Here is an 18108-nt window from a genome sequence, read left to right on the forward strand (position 1 = left end):
TTTTAATTTGCACAATACTTATTTCTTTACTCAAATTCTTTCAATGTTTCTGTAATAATATTTACACAATCCATCAATTGCTCTTTATTCATTATTAGTGGCGGTGCAAAACGAATGATATTTCCATGAGTTGGTTTTGCTAAAAGACCATTTTCTTTAAGCGCAACACAAATATTCCATGCGGTTTCACTCTCTTCATCATCATTAATTACGATAGCATTTAATAATCCTTTACCACGAACTAGATTAACTATTTTAGAATTCTCTATATACTTGTTTAATTCTGACCTAAATAGTTTTCCCATTTCGAAAGCATTCTCAGCAAGCTTTTCATCTCTAACCACTTCTAGAGCAGCTACTGCTACAGCAGCAGCAATAGGGTTTCCTCCAAACGTACTTCCGTGATTACCTGGTTTTATTACTTCCATAATATGATCATCAGCAAAAACAGCAGAAACAGGATACGCCCCTCCACTCAGTGCCTTTCCTAATATCAAAATATCAGGTTTTACATTAGGCTCTCCAGAACAATTTTTATCATCACATGAACAATTTCCACAAGTAGCTAATAATCTTCCTGTTCTGGCAATACCAGTTTGTACTTCATCTGCCAAGAATAATACATTATACTTTTCACAAAGTTCTTTTGCTTTTGCCAAATACCCTTCAGAAGGCACATATACTCCTGCTTCTCCTTGTATTGGTTCTACTAAAAAGCCTGCTACATTTTTATTGTTTTTTAATGCATCTTCTAATGCAACAAGATTATCATATTCTATTTTAATAAACCCTGCTGTATATGGTCCAAAGTTTTTCCTGGCTACAGGATCATTTGAAAATGATATGATGGTTGTTGTTCTTCCGTGAAAATTATTTTCGCATACTACAATTTGAGCTTCATTCTCTGAAATACCTTTCTTTTCATATGCCCATTTTCTACAAAGCTTCAATGCTGTCTCTACCGCTTCTGCACCAGTATTCATTGGTAACAGTTTATCAAAACCAAAAAATTCGGTAGCAAATTTCTCGTACTCTCCTAACTTATCATTATAAAAAGCTCGAGATGTCAACGTTAATGTTTGTGCTTGATTTACCATTGCACCCACAATTTTAGGGTGGCAATGTCCTTGATTTACCGCAGAATATGCACTTAAAAAATCATAGTATTTTTTTCCTTCTACGTCCCATACATATACACCTTCACCTCGGCTTAAAACCACGGGTAACGGATGGTAATTATGAGCTCCATACTTGTTTTCTAAATCGATTGCTTGTTGTGAATTTAACTTGTCTAAAACAGCCATTTTTTACTAATTTAAATTTATAAAATAACCATTCCTTCTATACCTTTATCCTTTCGATAAGTCTCGAAAATTCAGCGTGGGAGAGAAATCATCCCTAAGAGAGCCGCAAATTACTAAATCTTTATCAAATTATCAGAAAGGACGGGTTACTTTTAAATAAAACAAGAAAAACACTTAGGATCAGAGGAATATATTACGAATTCAGTTAATTTCTATTTTAAAATCACTAAGTATGTTGCCTTATTCTATTAAGGTTTTTCACCTGCCAAAGAAGACACTTGTAGTTCTAATCTTTTAATTTCTCTTAATAATGCATTTTTATCCATTTGCATCCAAGAAAATAACTTCAATAATGCTGTTATCATAATACAGAAAAAACCTGCGCTACCCCATTTGATAAGTTCATTCGTATTATCAGTATTTAGAAACTGAATAAGACAATAAATGAAAAGTACAAATGCAATAATATTCACAATTATCATCATTATCATAACCCATCTATGCCTGGTATTAAAGAGCCCTCCCACCATATCAATAAGGTTCTGCTCATCTAGTTCGTCATAAAACTTTGCCTCTTCCTGAGTCAATGTCTCTTTAATCAATTGATCAATATCTTTCATTTTATTATCCATGATTTCTATTTTTTAGAATTAATTTCAATTTTTCTCTAGCGTTAAACAAACGCGATTTAACTGTACCTGCCGAAACGTTTATAATCTCGCTTATTTGCTTGATGCTATATTCTTCTAAGTAAAAAAGGTGAAGTACTAACTGTTGATTATGAGGTAACTTTTTAATCAACTTCTTTAATAGAATAGAAGGATCTGAATCATTATGATCGTATTCATTTGTTGAATTTTTATGATCATAATGGTAACTATTTAAACTCTCTAATTCTTTTTTATGTTTACGTAACCAATTAATAGCATTTCTAGTCACAATCGTCAATGCCCAACTCCCAAAACTATTAGGGTCTTTCAGGCTACCAATTTTTTGCAATATAACACTCCAGCTATCTTGAGCAATATCCTTTGAGTTTTCAATATCATTGGTATACCAATAGGCTTGCTTGCATAATTTCACATGCCACCTTTTAACAAGAATTGCTGCAGCTTTTCTGTTTCCGGATTGGCATTGTAAAACCAACAAAGAATCGAATGTTTTATTGGTATTTGTCATACTAACCTTTATACTATAGACGTAGAAAAATGAAATAGGTTCATTTTTTTGTTTCTTTTTTATAAGATATCCCGAATAATTAATAAGTATATCTTTTCTATTCTTATTTTTGCGCCATGGCAAGAAAAAACAGAAGACAAGTCTTTGAAAAGATAGAGGTTATTGACGCAGGTTCAAAAGGCAAGAGTATTGCTAAAGCTCCTGATGGAAAAGTTATATTCATTAATAATGCAGTACCAGGAGATATTGTAGATATTCAAACTACAAAAAAAAGAAAAGCTTTTTATGAAGGCAGTGCAACTGTTTTTCATAAAAAATCAGATAAGCGTGTTGATCCAACCTGTAAGCATTTTGGTACCTGTGGAGGGTGCAAATGGCAATTTATGGGATATGAACATCAATTAGCATATAAACAACAAGAAGTAGTAAATAATTTGACTCGTCTGGGTAAAGTCGAATTGCCTGAAGTAAGTAACATTCTTGGATCAGAAGATCAGTTTTTCTATAGAAATAAAATGGAATTTTCTTTTAGCGACAGTAGATGGCTAACTCTTGAAGAAATTCAAAGCAATACTGAAATTGAAAATAGAAATGCATTGGGATTTCACATCCCGGGAATGTGGGATAAAATCCTCGATATTGACACATGTTATCTTCAAGAAGATCCAAGTAATGCTATACGAAATAAAGTAAAAGCATTTGCCACAAAAAATAACCTCTCCTTTTATAATGCAAGGAAACAACAAGGTTTTCTACGAACTTTAATGCTTCGAATTGCATCAACTGGAGAAATTATGGTTTTAATACAATTCTTTCATGAAGATGTTGAAAAAAGATCACTTTTATTAGATTATATTGCATCCGAATTTCCTGAAATTACTTCATTACAATACACAATTAATCCAAAAGGTAATGATACTATATATGATCAAGATGTTATTTGTTATAAAGGGAAAGATCATATTGAGGAGGAAATGGAAGGTTTACGTTTTAAAATCAATGCGAAATCTTTTTATCAAACCAATTCAAAACAAGCATATGAGTTGTATAAAATAACTCGAGATTTTGCTAATCTTACAGGAGAAGAATTAGTATATGACCTATATACAGGAACGGGAACTATTGCTCAATTTGTTGCAAAAAAAGCTAAAAAAGTAATTGGTGTAGAAGCTGTTCCTGAAGCAATTGAAGATGCCAAGGAGAATGCAAAACGTAATAACATTAACAATACAGAATTTTATGTTGGTGATATGAAAAAAGTTTTCACCAAAGATTTTATAGCATTACATGGTCAACCAGAAGTAGTTATTACAGACCCGCCTAGGGATGGGATGCATAAAGATGTTGTTGGCCAACTACTAAACATTTCTCCAGAAAAAATAGTGTATGTTAGTTGCAATAGCGCAACACAAGCTAGAGATCTGACATTATTAGATGAAAAATATAAAATAAGTAAAGTGCAACCCGTAGATATGTTTCCTCAAACATATCATGTTGAAAACGTCGTTTTACTCGAAAAACGATAATTCAAAAATTCGTTAAAATTCTACCGTTAGTTTTATTTTAAAAACTAGAGAATATAAATTTTTGCACGCATTTCATCTATTTTTTTAATCATTTCATATTTTATTACAGCATTATTCATTAATTTATTAATGAATAATGCCATAATTAGTTATAATCTCATTTTCTTTAACAAAAAACAATTAAAAATCTGAAATTCAATATCTTGAATTCAAAATAAAACTAAATTACGTTTAATATTTCGATGGTTTTACCGTAAAAAGTTAATGGTTTGGCTGTATTTAATATTATGCGTTATTTCCTACATTTGTACTCGAAGATTGCTACTACAATAAATTTATAGTCAAACCAGAAGTTTACTTAAACTAACAACTATGAGAAATGTGGTAAAAATCCCTCTTATCTTCATTCTTCTAATTTTAATTTATTTCGTGTTTACAACAGGTTCTGACGAAACGATTCATCAACAAATTAACGAAACTAAAAATCAAGTTGTACAAGATGCTATAGAACAATACAATATTATTAAACGAAATGGATCTGATCTGGAAATCTCTATGCATGCCGGTTTTGTAGCCGATGCTTTTCTTAAAGTTGGAGATAAAGAGAATTATTCCAAATGGAAAAAAATAGAAAATCAAAAAGAACAAAAAGCTAAAAATGCTAATGTTCGTTTACCATAAACCTTTCTACACACAAATTATTTTACTTTTTCAAGGCTACCCCCATGATAACACCAAATTTTAAAAAAAGAGAGTTGGTCACAAGACTCCTTATATTTTTTCTAACTTGCATTTTATTAACATCCGGAACCGTATTACTTAGTTCACACTCAAATGACAAAAGAATATTATTCAATTCTGGAATAAATAAAAAAAGTACATTTTATTTTACTAAATCAGAGGCATTAATTGCATCTCATTCTATCATTAACAGAAGATTAAGATCCTCTACTATTACATCCTTTGGAAATAATGATGAAAATGTAAGAATCATTAATGACACCACTTTTACCGTTGTAAATTATGTTGAATGGATTGATATAGAAGGAAAAAACCAAAGAAATTATTATAGTTGTACGGTTACTTTTAATCAAGATTGTACCACCAATGCAAAAAATTTAGTTTTTCTAGAATAGTACAAGTACACCCTTTAGATTATGGCAACTTGATGTAGCAATCTTCTACATTTTCTATTGCGGTTACCGGGAACTGCAACATGTTCCCGGTTTTTAAAATAAATTACCCCCAACCCCTTTTTTTACTTGAGATAAAACACGGTGGAAAGATTCGGGGCTTTTCTTTAGAAGCAAAATCAATTTTTCGTTTTCCACTAGTGTTTATACCGGGAATTTACCTCATAGTTCCCGGTTTTTTTGTACAATAAATTAAACAGTCAAACAATTAAAATATCTTTAGATTTTATTTAACAAAGCAACATTAGAACTTTATTTGAGTCTTTTATTTTTGAAAAATAACTAATATGAATTGGTTTATCTTTTATATTTTTGGTCATTTAAATTATGATTTTTATAAGTATAATAATAAAAGTCTAAAAAAACATTTTGCAAACAAACACTAAAGCTCTATTTAAAAAATGATTTTGCTAGAAAAAGATACTGTATGAGAGTACTTAAATATTTATTATTTACACTAAGCTCAATTTTTATTTTAGGTTGTGAGCGAGATGACATCTGTGCAGAAGGTACTCCTACAACTCCACTGCTTATTATTAAGTTTATAGATTTTGATAATGGTACCGAAATAAAAGCTCCATCAGAGCTACAAGTAAAAGCTGTAGCTGTTGATATGGATGTAGAAGACCCATTCCCACTAGGAAGTGTTACTGATTCGATCTTAATACCCCTTAGAACTAATTCTTCTATTACTGATTATGAACTCACTATAGATTCTAATACGACAAACGAACCAGAAACACCCGCTAATACAGACGTCATAAGCATTCAATATACAACTGTAGAAGAATATGTAAGTAGTGCTTGTGGATTTAAGATTAACTATGAAGGATTGACTATATCTCCTCCAGTTGCTGGAGATGATGGGAGTTGGATCAAAAATATAACAATACAAAGAGAAGACGTAACCGATGAGACAACTGCACACGTATTTATTTTTCATTAGTCTATTAATAACCTGTTGTTTCTATGGACAAGAAGAACAAAACACTAAAATCAAAGATACACTTCCGGTTAAATCTAATGATACTTTGCCTCCGGCAGAAAAATATGGTTTTAGAGCAGGTGTTGATCTTGGAAGAATAATTCGTTCTGCAGTAGACAATAAATACTCTGGCTTTGAGATTGTTGGAGATTACAGGTTTTATAAAAATTTCTATATTGCTGCCGAGGTAGGTAATGAGTCTTTAGTTAGAGATGAAGAAAACATTGAAGTAGAAGGTTCTGGAAGCTATATTAGAGCAGGAGTTGACTATAATATCTACGATAACTGGTACGGAATGCAAAACAATATCTATGTAGGTGTACGCTATGGATTTTCAACCTTTGATCAGACTCTTAATGAATATACAATTTTTACTGGCACAAATTACTTTGGTCCCAATACAATAACTGATAAAATTGAAGCTAAAGACCTTAATGCTAGCTGGGCAGAACTTGTACTGGGCATAAAAGTAGAACTTATCAGAAATCTCTATTTAGGAGCCAATGTATCTTTAAGAACCCTAATAACCGAAAAAGAACCTGATAGATTTGATAACCTTTACATTCCTGGATTTGGAAGAACAAATGATTTTAGTAGTATTGGTGTAGGTTATGGATACTCAGTAAGCTACCTTATTCCATTTTTTAAGAAGAAGAAATAATCTTTATTATCTCTTATTTCTTATATTGTTTGAATATTTTATAATATTCTCACACATGAAATTATCTATAGGGCTTTGTTTTCTACTTTTACTTTTTGTTAATATTACCTCTTCTCAAGATCGAATTACAGGTAAAAATTTTACTACCAGATCAGAAATAATTGCAACTCACGGTATGGCCGCAACCAGTCATCCATTAGCTACACAAACTGCACTTGACATACTTAAAAACGGAGGAAACGCAATAGATGCTGCAATCGCTGCAAATGCAATGTTAGGATTAATGGAACCTACTGGAAATGGTATTGGAGGAGATTTATTTGCAATTGTTTGGGACGCAAAAACAAAAAAGCTTCATGGTCTTAATGCAAGTGGAAGGTCTCCAGAAAAACTTACTTTAGAGTACTTCAAGAAAAACAACCATAAAAAGATACCTGCTCACGGTCCGCTTCCTGTTTCAGTTCCAGGATGCGTAGATGGTTGGTATGAATTACATAATAAATTTGGAAAATTAAGCATGCAGGAAATTTTAAACCCTACAATTAATTATGCCAGAGAAGGTTTTCCTGTTACAGAATTAATAGCCTATTATATGCACCGTAGCTCTGCTTTCTTATCAAAATATCCAGGCTTTTCTGATACTTATATGCCTAATGGCGCTACTCCCAAAAAAGGAGAAATTTTTAAAAATCCATTTCTAGCAAATACGTTAGAGAAAATTGCAAAAGAAGGTAGAGATGCTTTTTACAAAGGTGATATAGCAAAAACTATAGCAAAATACATAAAAGATAATGGAGGGTTTCTAAACTATAACGACCTCAAAAATCATACTTCAGAATGGGTTGAACCCGTCTCAACCAATTACAGAGGATATGATGTATGGGAATTACCTCCAAACGGACAAGGAATTGCTGCATTACAAATGCTAAATATTTTAGAAGATTATGATATTAAAGGAATGGGGTTTGGAACTCCAGAATATCTTCATATCCTTACTGAAGCTAAAAAATTAGCTTATGAAGATCGGGCAAAATTCTATGCTGACCCAGACTTCAATACCATTCCTGTAACGCAACTTATATCTAAAGAATATGCCGCCAAAAGGAAAAAATTAATTAACGTTGATAAAGCCGCAAAAACCTATGATGCAGGAAACCTTAATGATGGAGATACCATCTATCTAACCGTAGCAGATGAGGAAGGCAACATGGTTTCTCTAATACAAAGTAATTTTCGTGGTATGGGGTCCGGAATGACACCTACAAAGCTTGGGTTTATACTACAGGATAGAGGTGAATTATTTTCATTAGAAGAGGGACACTTTAATACTTATGAACCTAAAAAAAGACCTTTCCATACTATTATTCCGGCATTTGTAACCAAGGATGGAAAACCCTTTATGAGCTTTGGTCTTATGGGAGGAGGTATGCAACCTCAAGGTCATGTACAAATTATCGTTAACATGATCGATTTTGGGATGAATCTGCAAGAAGCAGGTGATGCTCCTCGAATAAATCATATGGGGTCTTCTCAACCAACTGGCGAAAATATGATCAACGGTGGCACATTACACATAGAATCAGGTATTTCTTATGAAACCATTAGAAGTTTATTATCCAAAGGTCATAAAATATCATATGCCTTAGGTCCATATGGAGGGTACCAAGCTATTATGCTAAAAGATGGTGTGTATTATGGAGCTTCAGAATCCCGAAAAGATGGACAGGCAGCGGGTTATTAATTCACTTAAATACTGAACATAATATTGTTCTTCTTCTCAAAGAAAAGATAATACATTTTAAACACATGCTCCTTTAGTTTATCAGAAGCATGTGTTAAACCTTATACCATGTGTACTAATCTTCAACAAATGGTGCTCCTGCTTCTTCTAACACTTTTAAAAGCGCAATAGATTCATTTTTTATTAGCGCGAGTTTTGAAGTAATCATACCTATTTGATTATTGATAATCTGCATTGTTTCCAAATGCGTACTAGTTGGTCCATATGTAGAGCGATCCACTCCCCTATATATTGCAAATACCCTATTTCCAATAGTGGGTTTAGTTTTCTCACCTACTTGTTGCTTAGAACTGTTTCCATACAAATCTCTCCTTAAGTCCATCATACGTTTTTCTAGTGTATTTAAACGGTTATCGAGATCTCCAGGAGTACTATTAGCCCTTTGTAAAGCTATCTTCAGCGCTTTAATACGTTTTTCTTGTCTATTCACCTGTATATCCAAAGCAGAAACTTTTCCAATTGTTTTTTCAAAACTCCTCCAAAATTCTGCAACTTTTTCTGGTGTTGCCCCTTTTAAAGCACCATTATTCATACGTTTCACTGTAAATGTGATCGGTGTTGATAATTGAGTTACTTTTCCATCTTCTATCTTTGATAAAGTAGCAGTATACACTCCTGGTACTGCCATAAAACCTTGAGAAGTATTAGAAGAGTTTCCTTCTGTTTTTAAAGGAATTGCTTCAGAAGAAGGATATCGTAAATCCCAAGCTATTCTATGAAAGCCTGATTTCACCGGTCCGCTAATTCTCCTAATCACTTCCCCAGTGTTATTTGTTATAGTTAATATGACTTCTGGTATATTTTCTGTGCGCTCTGCTTCTACTTTATCCCAACCTGGAAACGCAATATCTTTTCCTTTATTTTTTTTCTCGATTTCTTGTCGTTTTTCTTTACTTGTTTTTAAACTATTTTTTAAATAGTATGTAAAAACGGCACCAAAATCTGGATTAGGCGCTACATAATGTGAAGCTCCTTGACTTCCTTTTTCGTCATCAAAACTTAAGTTGGGTCTTGGAATATACCACCATGCATCTCTAGTAGGGAACAAAACCGCTTCTTCTTTCAATTTAGATTCTGAAATCGTTCGCAAAAATGAATAATCATCAAATACAAAAAACCCTCTCCCAAAAGAAGCACCTACCAGATCATTCTCCCTACGTTGAATAGCAAGGTCTCTAAATGATATGGTAGGCATATTTCCTTTTAATTTTATCCAGTTATCTCCCCCGTTTATTGTGAAATAAATTCCAAATTCGGTAGCAACAAACAAAAGATTAGGTTGCACATGATCTTGTACTATACGCCAAACTAATGTTCTTTTAGGCAAATTACTTTTAATAGATTTCCATGTACGCCCATTATCCATACTTTTTAATAGATAGGGTGTAAAATCACCATATTTATGATTATCCAAAGCTACATACACCGTATTAGCATCAAAAAGATCAGCTTTAATATCATTTACAAAAGCTGTAGCTGGTACCCCAGGAAGTATCCCAACGTTAATCCTTCTCCAATTACTTCCTCCATCTTCAGTCACCTGAATAATTCCATCATCAGTACCTGCATAAAGTATCTCTTCTTTCTTTGGAGATTCTGCTATTGATGTAATTGTATTATAATTAGACATTGCCAAAAAATCCCAAGGAGCATCCCAAGATTGTTTTTTACCCATAATAGGCAGCTCTATTCTTTCCTGATCTTTAGTTAAATCTCCTGAAATTGGTATCCATTTATCTCCTCTATTATCAGATCTCCATAGACGTTGAGAAGCAAAATAAATACGTTTTGGATCATGTGCACTTACCAAAATAGGCGCATCCCAGTTAAAACGTTCAAAATTTTCATTTGCTCCAGGTTGGGGTTGGATATCCACAACTTCTCCTGTTGTTAAATCAACTCGTGATAAATTACCTTGCTGACGTTCTGCATACATGATATTGGGGTTACCCGGTTCAGTTGCAGGTTGATGTCCATCCCAATTTAATACAATCTTCCAATCAGAATTCTGAATCCCGTGTAAATTATCAGTTCTTGAAGGTCCTCCTTGGGTACTATTATCCTGTGTACCTCCATAAATATTATAAAACGGCTCAGCATCGTCCACAGCAACCTTATAATATTGCGTTACAGGAAGGTTGTCTACAAATTTCCAATTTGCAGTAAGGTCAAATGTTTCATATAACCCTCCATCGGTTCCAACCAAAAGATAGTTTGGGTCTTCTTTTTTAAAAGCAATAGCGTGATTATCCCCATGCTTATGTTTTGCATTCATTCTTGTAAATGTTTTTCCTCCATCTTCAGAAATTTGCATCCTCGAATCTACAAGATATAATCTTTCAAAATGATGTGGAGAAGCATATAACTCTTGATAATAGTGAGGTCCTGTAGCACCTGCTACTGCATCAGAACGTTTCTCCCAAGTTGTTCCACGATCTGTAGAACGATATACTCCTCCTGTTCTTCTATCTAACTCTATAGCGGCATATAAAATATCTGGTTGTTGTGGCGAAATAGCCAATCCTATTTTACCCATCCAGGACTTAGGAAGTCCATTCTTGAGTTTTTCCCAGGTCTCTCCTCCATCAACACTACGATGTAAGCCTGAACCTGGACCACCTCCCATGTAAGCAGCAACAGTGCGATGTCTTTGCCATGTAGCTGCATAGAGTTGATCAGGATTTCTTGGATCTATTACTACTTCTGTTACACCAACCCATTCATCATCTCCCAAGGTTTTTTTCCATGTTTTTCCACCATCAACAGATTTATATAGTCCCCGTTCTCCTCCTTTTTTCCATAATGGCCCTTGAGCGGCAACCCAAATCACATTAGAATCTTCTGGATGTATAATTATTTTAGAAATATGTTCAGAATTCTTTAGCCCCATATTTTTCCAGGAAAGACCTCCATCTTCACTACGATAAACCCCGTCACCATATCCCATGTGACGACCTCCAACATTCTCTCCCGTACCTACCCATATAACATTATGGTCTATGGGGTCAATAGTAACACATCCTATAGAATATGAAATTTGATCATCAAAAATAGGCTTCCAGGTAGTTCCTGCGTTTACAGTTTTCCAAACTCCTCCCGAACCTACAGCAACATACCATATACTTTCATTTTCTGGATGAATAGCCACATCTGCAATTCTACCAGACATAAATGCAGGACCTATATTTCTTAACTTTAATCCAGAAAAAACTGAATCTGAGAATACTGATAACACTTCTTGTTTCACTTTAGATCGCTGCGCGTCTATTGAAAAGGTAAAGATGAACAAGAATGCTATGAAAAATAATTGTGTGAATTTTGTTTTCATATCAAATAGGATGATTAGTTAATAGCCAAATTGTTATCAGAAAATTATTGTTATTTCAATAATAATCTCTTAACAAAAACATAAACTATTAAAAAAAATCCTAAGAAGAAAAATCAGAAGATATATAAGGGTAAAATCATATTACTTTTGATACTTTGCCTTTTTACTGCCTGCATACATTTCATATTTTACTAGCCTGGCTTCTAACTTCCCGTTAAATACTTTTATCTTTCGAGAAGGTCGGAGTCCAACATATTTTAATGCTTCAAGATTTCCAGTAATAAACCATGCATTAGTACCTGGGTAATTTTGTTTTAATGTATCCCCTATTTGTGAATAGAACTCTTCTATATTGATTTCTAAACGTTCATCATAAGGTGGGTTAAACACTATATGAAGTTGTCCCTCTTTTTCTTTAGTTGTTTCAAAAAAATCTCCTTCTCTTATTTTAACAAAATCAGTAAGATTTGCATTTTCTACATTGACATTTGCCTTTCTTACTGCAGAAGGAGCTTTATCCATCCCAATTATAGAATGATGAAAATCTCTGGTTTTATTGAGACATGATTCTTCTATTTTTTCGAATAAATCCATATCCCAATCCAGCCATTTTTCAAAAGCAAATTCCTTACGATTTAGGTTTGCCGGAATATTACAAGCGATCATAGCTGCTTCTATAGCCATGGTACCACTACCACACATCGGATCCAAAAAATCACATTGACCATCCCAGCCAGAAAGCAATAACAATCCTGCGGCCAAAACTTCGTTAATTGGCGCTATATTGGTCGCTGTACGATACCCTCTGTGATGCAATGAGCCTCCAGAACTATCCAAAGAAACCGTACATACATCTTGCTGAATATGAACATCTATAGAAAGGTCTGGATGTTCTATATCTACATTGGGTCTTTTGCCTGTTTCTTTTCTAAATTTATCTACTATCGCATCTTTGGTTTTTAAAGCTATAAATTGTGAATGAGTAAAGAGAGTAGAATTGACAGTAGCATGAATTGAAAATGTATCATCTATACTTAAATATTCTTTCCATTCAATAGTTTGAATAAAATCATATAAACCTTGTTCATTCTTTATTCTCCTAGAAGTAATTGGTTTTAATATTTTAATAGCAGTTCTACAGCATAAATTTGCTTTATACATAAATCCTGTATCGCCATAAAAACTGACTACGCGATTCCCTATTTCTACCTTTTGCGCTCCTAATTTTCTAAGTTCTCTTGCAAGAACTTCTTCAAAACCAAAAAGGGTTTTGGCTACCATTTTAAATGAATTACTCACTATCCAAGTTTTCGATATAAAGTCGTTTAATTTTTCTAAGACGAGAGATAAAACTTTAAACAACTTCTATAATTAAACCGCAAAAATACATTAATTTTGCGCCCTATGCTAAAAGATTCAACAATGTGGTATGCATCATGGTTTGATACGCCATACTATCATATCCTATACAAAGATAGAGATGATACTGAAGCTCAAAATTTTATGGATAATCTAACTCATTATCTAAGTTTAGAAGCTGATGAAAAAATTTTAGATTTAGCCTGTGGTAAAGGCCGACATAGCATATATCTTAATAAATTAGGATATAATGTTACTGGAGCAGACCTCTCTAAAAACAGTATAACCTATGCTTCTCAATTTGAAAATGAAGCATTAAAGTTTAGAGTTCATGATATGCGTAAACCCTATTCTGAAAAATTTTCTGCTGTTTTTAATTTATTTACAAGCTTTGGTTATTTTGATAAAGAAGAAGACAACCTCAATACTATTAAAGCCATTAAATCAAATCTAAACAATAAAGGCTTTGGAGTTATTGATTTTATGAATGTCGATTACATTATAGATAATCTAATTGAAGATGAAATAAAGGAAGTTGATGGAATTTCTTTTAAAATCAGAAGATATCATGAAAATGGATATATAATAAAAGAAATAAGATTTAGAGATAATGATGAAGATTTCTTTTTTACAGAAAGAGTAAAAAGTATATCCTTAGCTGATTTTGAGAATTATTTTAAAGAAGCAAATGTTGACTTACTAGATATTTTTGGTAATTACCAATTACAAAAATTTAATAAAAATAATTCACCACGACTTATATTAATATTTAAATAGTGTACAATTATATACTATCCATAGTCGCCGTATTTATAGGAGCATTGTTGGTTTTTATATTCAAGGCATCTAATCAGAAAAACTTAAAATTACTTCTAGCTTTTAGTGGTGCTTTTCTTCTTGCAATTACAATTTTTGACTTACTTCCAGAGATTTTTGAAAATAATCCTTTTGCAAAACGAACAGGTGTATGGATAATGATTGGTATTTTGTTACAAAAGGTATTAGAATATTTTTCTAAAGGTGCGGAGCACGGCCATATTCATTTAGATAAAGAAACCCATCGAGTACCAAAACTACTATTCATCAGTTTAGGATTACATGCTATATTAGAGGGTTTTCCTATGCATCATACCGATGGAATTTTAATGGGTATAATAATTCATAAGATTCCGGTAGCAATGATATTAACTACCTTTTTATTACATACTAAAATAAAAAGATTCATTATTATTTTATCATTAACAGGTTTTGCATTAATGACTCCGCTAGGCACTTTTCTTTCTGAGAACTTCACATTAGCTCAAAATTATTATAAAGAAATTACTGCTGTAGTGATTGGTATATTTCTTCATGTATCCACAACTATCCTTTTTGAAAGTAATGAGGGGCATAAATTTAACGTTACAAAACTTTTAGTTATTCTTGCGGCAACTGCGGCGGCATATCTGATATAAAAACATGTTTAGCAAATCTGAATCAAAAATAATTCGACAAGAATTCTGGACTAGTTTTGGAAAAGAATACTCCCGTAAATGGTTACTATATAACACCAAAATCAAAGATGTAACTTTAAAATTTACATTTACTACAAAAAAAGCACAAGTATCTATAGACATAGAACCTTATGACAAAATAATAAGAGCGTATTATTATGAAAAATTAGTGAGTTTAAGAAATATTCTAACTTCAGAATATATTCCAGATATTGTTTTTGATGAATATTATGAATTAGATAATGGAAAAACTATTTCCAGAGTTTATACTGAATTAACAAATGTTAGTATCCATAATAAAACATGCTGGAAAGAAACTATGAAATTTTTGAATGAAAAAATGTCTCAGCTTGAAATATTCTTTTTAGAATATAAAGATTATATTAAGGACTAGAAAAATAACAATTCTTTTGTTTTTTAGCTAATTTTTTATATTATCAATAATTTTAAGTGTTTTTTTGTAAATTAGTTAGCAATAATACAAACTCACTATTTATGAAAAATCATTTTAAAATAATAGCAATACTGCTATTCGCATTCATTTTCTCAAAATGTACTTCTGATGCTGTTATTCCTGATGCAAAAGAATTGGGATTAGAACAGCAAGATTCAAATTCTTTTATTGGTAAAATTAGAATTCAAAACTCAGAGATTAGATATTCTGTAAAAGCCAAATCAGAACTTGTATTTACTGTCATCATTGAAATCAACAAAAAATCCATTCAGGCAGATATTAACTATCAGAATGAAAGTTTATTTATCGATGGTCATAATATTATTTTAACTGAAAAAGAAAAACAGAGTATTCTTACCTTAGGTGGTACAATTTCTAATTATCTTCTGGAAACAAAAAAAGGAGAAATCCTAATGACAGAATACACACTATTAAGTCTTATGGAATATTGGGCAAAATCACCTCCTGATTACACCTATACTAAAAGAGTTATTGAGGCAGAAGTAAATACAACTAATCTCAAAAGTAGAAACGAGGGTATCACCTGCATTAGGAAGAACACTTATGTAAATGCAGAATATGACGACTCAAGAGGAAATCACTCTGATCGAATAAGAGTGGGAAGCAAAGCAAGAGATAATTATGGATGTATGGGAAGATGTGGTGGTGATTGTGGTAGATGGTGGATACCAAGCGCATGGACAAAAGATTGCTTAGATCATGATCAATGTAGTAATGTGAATTTCTCTAGTGGTGGCGGTAGTGATCGAAATTGTGGTGATGAATTTAATGAAGCTGCAGACGATTATGTCTTTGGAGTACTTCGAGGATGTAGAGGATAAAAAATTATTATAAAATAGGCATTGAACTTCTTTTGATGTCTATTTTTTTATCAAATCACATACCTAAGAATAAACATATAATGAAAAATACTACCTGCGAGTACAAAAAGATGCCAGATAACATGTCCAAAGGGTATCTGTTTTAATGCATAAAAAACTATACCAATAGTATATGCAGCTCCCCCTAACATCAAATATGTAATTCCCTCATCACCTACCACATTAGATAATGTATCTATATCTAATATAATCAGCCACCCCATGATAAGATATAGGATAACTGATAAAACATCAAATCTACCAGTAAAAAATATTTTTAGTATTGTTCCGATAACAGCCAAAGACCAAACAATTATAAATAATGATATCCCCTTACTATCTATCAAAGATATTAGAGTAACTGGAGAATAGGTACCTGAAATTAGCAGATAAATGCTTATATGATCTAGTACCCTAAATTTTCTTTTTAATGTAGTATCAGAAGTATAATGATAAGCAGTAGAAGCAAAATACAGAATTAACAATGAACTTGTATAAATTATTATAACAAACGTACTATATAATGTTTTATTAGAGTTTGAATTTAGCAAAATAAAAAAGCTAATTATAGAAAGAATGAACCCAACTCCATGCGTTATCCAATTCCAACGCTCTTCTATTTGTGATTGTATTTTCATAGAAAACAAAAATAGAAAAACGTTGTGGTTTTATTCAAAACATCTTCAAGTAATAAAAAGGATAATCACTTATCTTGAATATAATTAACAATCCACATAAAAATAATTTTTATGTGGATTGTTAATTCTTAAAGTATATTTTAATATAAATAAAATACACTATTATTTTTTTATCACTTATTAAAAGTCATAAACACAGTACCTGATGATGGTCTAAGAAGATCTCCTACTAATGTAAATCCATCTTCTATTGTCAATGTACCTTGCTCTAATAATGTTAATGCATCACTACCGAAAAAAGGAGAGCTATTAGACAACTCATAACTCAGTCTCATTGACGAATCGCTAAAGAAAAACACATCTAAGGTAGTAGAAACTTCTTCACCGTCACTAGCTGTACCTCTAATGATAATCGTATTTTTATCTGCTATCTCCCATCTTATATTTGTAACATTTAATGCATTATCAAAAAATGCTGATTGATACTCTAAAACTGTAGCTCCATCTTCTTCTTCTTCAAACAAACGGTCACCCTCTAAAGTTGCCAATACTGTTTCATTAGAATCATCAAATTTATCTGTTTCTCCTAAAGTAGAATCATCAAAAAAGTTAATCCCATAATCACCACCAGTGTTATTCAATGTAAATTTATATTCAGTAAACTGTTTTGTTTCAAAAGTTACCCCATCTGCAGACAATACATTAGTAGTTTCTGTAATGGTTGCTGATTTTGACCCCTTACCGACTTTAAGAGTTTCTAAATTCCATTCGCCTAAAAGTAAATTTCTTGTTACATCTACTTCTTGTATACCTGTTCCATCATCTTCACTGCATGAAATAAGTGCTGCGCAAGACAATACGATACATAGAATTTGTAATTTTGTAATTATTCTCATAATAATAGTTATGTTTATTTATTCAAACTTAAAAATAAAGTCCTCTGAAAAAAAATGATAACGATTTTTATGATATAACATATGGTTATTTAGATAACACAAATGATAAATAAGAGTTAAAATCTTATCTACACTAATGATTTACAAAGAACTACATATGTTAATTATAACATAATTCATAAGTAATACACCATATATCTTGAAGAAAAAACAGAAATGGCACAGAAAAAGATATTCAAAATGAGATAAGTTTCTCTCACTCTCTTGTATATAGTATAGTATTTTGTTTAGATTTATGTATAAAAAAAACCCTTCAATATTGATATTGAAGGGTTTCAAGGAAGGCGGCGACCTACTCTCCCACGATTGTAGTACCATTGGCGCTAATGGGCTTAACTTCTCTGTTCGGA

The 18108-nt window shown here is 32.1% G+C and carries 17 protein-coding genes and 1 rRNA gene; 10 read left to right on the forward strand and 8 right to left on the reverse strand.

Features of this window, described 5'->3' with window-relative positions; all coding sequences use genetic code 11:
• Window positions 1–26 precede the first annotated feature (26 nt).
• From rocD to PQF96_RS21375, 3 genes are all read right to left on the reverse strand, one after another.
• A complete protein-coding gene (rocD, locus tag PQF96_RS21365; RefSeq protein WP_271768170.1) occupies window positions 27–1304 on the reverse strand; it encodes an ornithine--oxo-acid transaminase in 1278 nt (425 codons plus the stop codon).
• Window positions 1305–1552: 248 nt separating this feature from the next.
• On the reverse strand, window positions 1553–1936 hold the full coding sequence (locus tag PQF96_RS21370; RefSeq protein WP_109435278.1) for a DUF6768 family protein: 384 nt from the start codon (window positions 1934–1936) through the stop codon (window positions 1553–1555).
• Window positions 1929–2483 carry an RNA polymerase sigma factor gene (locus PQF96_RS21375; RefSeq protein WP_109435277.1) on the reverse strand — a complete coding sequence of 185 codons (555 nt, stop codon included), beginning with the start codon at window positions 2481–2483 and terminating at the stop codon, window positions 1929–1931. The genes PQF96_RS21370 and PQF96_RS21375 overlap by 8 nt, the downstream gene beginning before the upstream one ends.
• A 116-nt stretch (window positions 2484–2599) precedes the next feature.
• Between PQF96_RS21375 and rlmD the strand changes: the two genes are divergently transcribed.
• The 6 genes from rlmD (at window position 2600) to ggt (ending at window position 8589) form a co-directional block, all read left to right on the forward strand.
• Window positions 2600–4009: a 23S rRNA (uracil(1939)-C(5))-methyltransferase RlmD gene (gene rlmD, locus PQF96_RS21380; protein ID WP_271768173.1), complete on the forward strand. Its 1410-nt coding sequence runs from the start codon at window positions 2600–2602 to the stop codon at window positions 4007–4009.
• A 372-nt stretch (window positions 4010–4381) separates the two neighbouring features.
• Window positions 4382–4690, forward strand: a complete 309-nt coding sequence (locus tag PQF96_RS21385) for a hypothetical protein (protein WP_109435275.1) — start codon at window positions 4382–4384, stop codon at window positions 4688–4690.
• Window positions 4691–4734: 44 nt separating this feature from the next.
• Window positions 4735–5145, forward strand: coding sequence for a hypothetical protein (locus PQF96_RS21390; RefSeq protein WP_109435274.1), 411 nt, complete (start codon window positions 4735–4737; stop codon window positions 5143–5145).
• A gap of 484 nt (window positions 5146–5629) precedes the next feature.
• A complete protein-coding gene (locus tag PQF96_RS21395) occupies window positions 5630–6148 on the forward strand; it encodes a DUF6452 family protein (protein WP_109435273.1) in 519 nt (172 codons plus the stop codon).
• Window positions 6114–6848, forward strand: coding sequence for a DUF6048 family protein (locus tag PQF96_RS21400; RefSeq protein WP_271768175.1), 735 nt, complete (start codon window positions 6114–6116; stop codon window positions 6846–6848). The genes PQF96_RS21395 and PQF96_RS21400 overlap by 35 nt, the downstream gene beginning before the upstream one ends.
• 55 nt (window positions 6849–6903) lie before the next feature.
• Entirely contained in the window at window positions 6904–8589 is a 1686-nt protein-coding gene (ggt, locus tag PQF96_RS21405) for a gamma-glutamyltransferase (protein ID WP_271768177.1), read from the forward strand.
• 115 nt (window positions 8590–8704) lie between these two features.
• Here ggt and PQF96_RS21410 read toward each other — a convergent pair whose 3' ends face one another.
• Together PQF96_RS21410 and PQF96_RS21415 are read right to left on the reverse strand one after the other, a co-directional pair.
• Window positions 8705–11977: a VPS10 domain-containing protein gene (locus PQF96_RS21410; RefSeq protein ID WP_271768179.1), complete on the reverse strand. Its 3273-nt coding sequence runs from the start codon at window positions 11975–11977 to the stop codon at window positions 8705–8707.
• A 141-nt stretch (window positions 11978–12118) separates the two neighbouring features.
• The gene (locus tag PQF96_RS21415) at window positions 12119–13276 is read right to left on the reverse strand and encodes a THUMP domain-containing class I SAM-dependent RNA methyltransferase (RefSeq protein WP_271768181.1); all 1158 of its coding nucleotides are present in this window, start codon (window positions 13274–13276) and stop codon (window positions 12119–12121) included.
• Window positions 13277–13381: 105 nt separating this feature from the next.
• On the opposite strand from PQF96_RS21415, the gene PQF96_RS21420 reads away from it, so the two are divergent.
• From PQF96_RS21420 to PQF96_RS21435, 4 genes are all read left to right on the forward strand, one after another.
• A complete protein-coding gene (locus PQF96_RS21420) occupies window positions 13382–14113 on the forward strand; it encodes a class I SAM-dependent methyltransferase (RefSeq protein WP_109435268.1) in 732 nt (243 codons plus the stop codon).
• Complete coding sequence (locus PQF96_RS21425) at window positions 14113–14790, forward strand: ZIP family metal transporter (RefSeq protein ID WP_109435267.1); 678 nt, start codon at window positions 14113–14115, stop codon at window positions 14788–14790. Before PQF96_RS21420 ends, PQF96_RS21425 begins: the two co-directional genes overlap by 1 nt.
• 4 nt (window positions 14791–14794) lie before the next feature.
• Window positions 14795–15223, forward strand: coding sequence for a DUF4268 domain-containing protein (locus tag PQF96_RS21430; protein ID WP_109435266.1), 429 nt, complete (start codon window positions 14795–14797; stop codon window positions 15221–15223).
• A 101-nt stretch (window positions 15224–15324) separates the two neighbouring features.
• Window positions 15325–16125 carry a hypothetical protein gene (locus PQF96_RS21435; protein ID WP_271768184.1) on the forward strand — a complete coding sequence of 267 codons (801 nt, stop codon included), beginning with the start codon at window positions 15325–15327 and terminating at the stop codon, window positions 16123–16125.
• A 50-nt stretch (window positions 16126–16175) separates the two neighbouring features.
• Here the strand turns inward: PQF96_RS21435 and trhA are convergent, their stop codons facing one another.
• From trhA to rrf, 3 genes are all read right to left on the reverse strand, one after another.
• Complete coding sequence (gene trhA / locus PQF96_RS21440) at window positions 16176–16802, reverse strand: PAQR family membrane homeostasis protein TrhA (RefSeq protein WP_271768186.1); 627 nt, start codon at window positions 16800–16802, stop codon at window positions 16176–16178.
• 173 nt (window positions 16803–16975) lie between these two features.
• Window positions 16976–17698, reverse strand: a complete 723-nt coding sequence (locus PQF96_RS21445) for a hypothetical protein (RefSeq protein WP_271768188.1) — start codon at window positions 17696–17698, stop codon at window positions 16976–16978.
• Window positions 17699–18037: 339 nt separating this feature from the next.
• A 5S ribosomal RNA gene (gene rrf / locus PQF96_RS28670) occupies window positions 18038–18108 on the reverse strand; the annotation flags it as partial.

The sequence above is a fragment of the Aquimarina algiphila genome, assembly GCF_947494415.1.
Taxonomy (GTDB): domain Bacteria; phylum Bacteroidota; class Bacteroidia; order Flavobacteriales; family Flavobacteriaceae; genus Aquimarina; species Aquimarina algiphila.